Source organism: Enterobacter cloacae complex sp. P6RS, assembly GCF_014982245.1.
GTDB lineage: Bacteria > Pseudomonadota > Gammaproteobacteria > Enterobacterales > Enterobacteriaceae > Enterobacter > Enterobacter bugandensis.
Window position 1 is genome coordinate 1 of the sequence record NZ_JADCLB010000056.1, and the last position, 2,989, is coordinate 2,989.

General features: G+C 39.5%; 2 protein-coding genes. Both read right to left on the bottom strand.

All coding sequences use genetic code 11. From position 1 onward, the window contains the following. Positions 1-42: 42 nt before the first annotated feature. Entirely contained in the window at positions 43-996 is a 954-nt protein-coding gene (locus INF73_RS21825; protein ID WP_193547334.1) for a fimbrial protein, read from the bottom strand. 22 nt (positions 997-1,018) lie between these two features. Next, positions 1,019-2,989: fimbria/pilus outer membrane usher protein (locus INF73_RS21830; protein WP_193547335.1), on the bottom strand; the 1,971-nt coding region annotated here is incomplete at its 5' end.

Consider the following 2,989-nt stretch of genomic DNA (forward strand, 5'->3'; position numbering starts at 1 on the left):
TCATTAAACTAAAAACAACTTCAAATTAGTCCAAAAAAAGATTCAGAGGTAGTTAAAATGCAGCGTAACCCTTGACTTAACTTTCCCACCCTCCACTTTCTCACGAGCCTTTGCATATCTAATTGATAGCGGAAGATTCATATTATCCTCAACGGTACTCAGGGGGATGTCTACTGGATGCATTACTTTGAGCACTTTACTTTCATACAACAACTCAATTCCAATCCCTGTAGCTGAATGTTCTTTTTCAACATTAAGAAAAATCGAATCAGAACCTTCGAATAACTCGCCCTCTATTGTCAAAGATGCACGATGGACATTTTCACAACTTAGATTTAAATTAACTGGAAAACTCCTTGATGCATTACCTGAAATAAAATCGTCTGTCCCTACAGTTGGTAGCGTAATTTGTGGAGAAGCAATGTTCACCTGGCAATGCGAATGAGCAGCGAATATCTTTAACATAAGGCTCACTAATATACTTCCATCAGGTGTGGAAATCATATTTGGGAAAAACAAAGCTTTATTATTCTCAAGTTTAACATCCCTATATTTCAACAACTCAATTCTAACTTTGAAATCATTTGTGGTTATTTTTTTATTGGAAATGCTCGTCAAGTCAACATTGAAAGGAATTGTCCATTCACGATGTCCCACACCTGCTTTATCAAAAATTAAAGTGAGACGAATCCCAATGCCATCGACGCGCGTTGAAAAAACATGATTACTAGTTTGAGTCGTAGTCAACCTACCTGCCAGAATATTATGCAATGCAGGGAAACATTTATCATCGCTTATCAAATGTTCACCTGAAAGAGAAGAAAGCGATATTTCCTTATTGAATAAGGTAGCGCCAGTCGCCAGATGCCCAAGGTCTTGTGGCAAATTTATATTTTCGGAAAGATTGGCTACAAACTTTGAGTAAACTGAAGTACAAGATGCACTTGCATTAATAGTCACTAATAATAAAATTAGGCAAACAAATACTTTATTCATGCAATTAATCATTTTGACCTCATTATTGGCAAAGCAGATCCATCAACGTTACTGCCAAATGAATACTATTTTTGTCAGGCAACTTAAAATTAATCTTACAAGTCTTATCGCCACCCCATTTAGCCGTTAGAATACCTTGCTCCGGTGTTGCAGTGATATAAACCTGCCCCTGCTCACCAACGTAAAAAGTTTGGTCGTTCCCTGACACATGAACTCTAGCCCCAAACGGTATATATCCATTGCTATTTTTAAGAGTAGCAACGACTTTACGTCCCGTTATTGGCTGAAATTGTGCAAGCACAACCGCATCCTTTGTAGGGATCACATCCACGGTAGTGCTTTTAAAATCGAGTTCATTGCTGGCTTTATGAATATCGATGCTGATTTTATTCCTCCGATAAGGAGTTACATCAGGCATTAAAGCATATCCCCAACGATCGGTTTCCAAATTGTGGCCAACATCCAGTGGTACGTCTTGTTGCCCCCTTAAATCAATGAGAGCCATGGAATTACTGGTATATTGCCCAGCGGTCATCCCTCCCTTATGAGCGATGATACTCCCGGATGCATTCCATGAAACATATTGATTTTGATCATTATTATAATTTACGCTAGCCTCACCATAATTCCCCAAATAATCAAGACCTAAAGACGTAGAGTACGTATCAGCGGCATCAGATTGTGCAGCATACGTAACGAGGGAATTCCATCTGAAATCCGAATTATCGCCCACCTGACCATTAACCGATAAATTATTACTGAGATCACCATTTAAACCGCTGGTTATAGTGTTTGTTAATACAGGGTGCGTCGAAGGAAGAAGCTTTTCTAAAGGAACTGTAAATGTTAGGGATATTTGTTTGTCCCATTCATCCTGTGATTGTTCCCGGTTCATGTTGTATGTTAGCGTATAGCTCGTCGAATCTATAGAGCCATTCACCCCTACTTGCCATGAGCGGGAAATTCCATTATGGATGTCTTCAGAACGATTTAAACTGAAAAAAAGACTATAATCATCTGAAATAGATTGATCTAAAGTAAAATTAACTTCCCGTTTCTTATCATTAATGAAGTCAGTCCCATCTTCAGACAAATAATCGCTAAAGGATTTATAATTACCAGAATAAAATCTACTATCAAGTTCAACCTGGCTGCCAAGAGACGCCAGGTCATTACGGTAGGTTAATCTAGCCATATTGCCTCTACTGGATCTTCCCCATTTGTCTGCAGAACTTTCACTGTGCGTTATATCTAATGCCACTCCACCGGCACGATGGAGATCAAGCCCAACACCACCGCTATAGGCGTTAAAAGAGACATTATGCTGATCACCACCATAAATCGTTAGGTCCCATGGAAGACCCCAGGCAAGAGCAACTTGTATCAAATCTGGGTCACGGGAGTTCTTAAATTCGCTCACGTTATACTTACCTAACGCGATATCATATTTAAATTGCCCCGGACGGACCAATTGCGGAACACTTGAATATGAAATAATATTATGTGTTTCACTTCCATCAGCTTCTTTTACGGTGACATCTAATTTACCGCCGCTCGACACAGAAGATAAATCACTAATCGCAAATGGACCTGGAGGAACTTGTCGCTGATAAATAACATAGCCATTATCGCGAACCGTCACTGTAGCATTACTCTTAGCAATACCTCGAACGACAGGTGCGAAACCGTTCATTTGTTCAGGTAACATATCTGTATCTGAATTCAGCTGAACCCCCCTAAGTAACACACTATCAAATACATCACCGGAAGTACTAGCATCGCCAACTGTCAATTCACCTTTAACAGCAGGAATGGCTCTTTCGAGATAGCTGGTAGCATTCTCCCAACCACCATTATTACTAATCGATGAATTATTCCTGTAACGCCATGCACCGATATTAATACCGTTTGTAAGATTAATATAAGCAGTATTTTCAGCACTGTCAGTTTTTTTTATTTGTTGCTGCCCCGAAGCCTGATATTGCATGAGGAG

Bases quoted from the DNA above. Each gene is read 5' to 3' on its own strand.
- INF73_RS21825 (WP_193547334.1), bottom strand. From the start codon at position 996: ATGAATAAAGTATTTGTTTGCCTAATTTTATTATTAGTGACTATTAAT.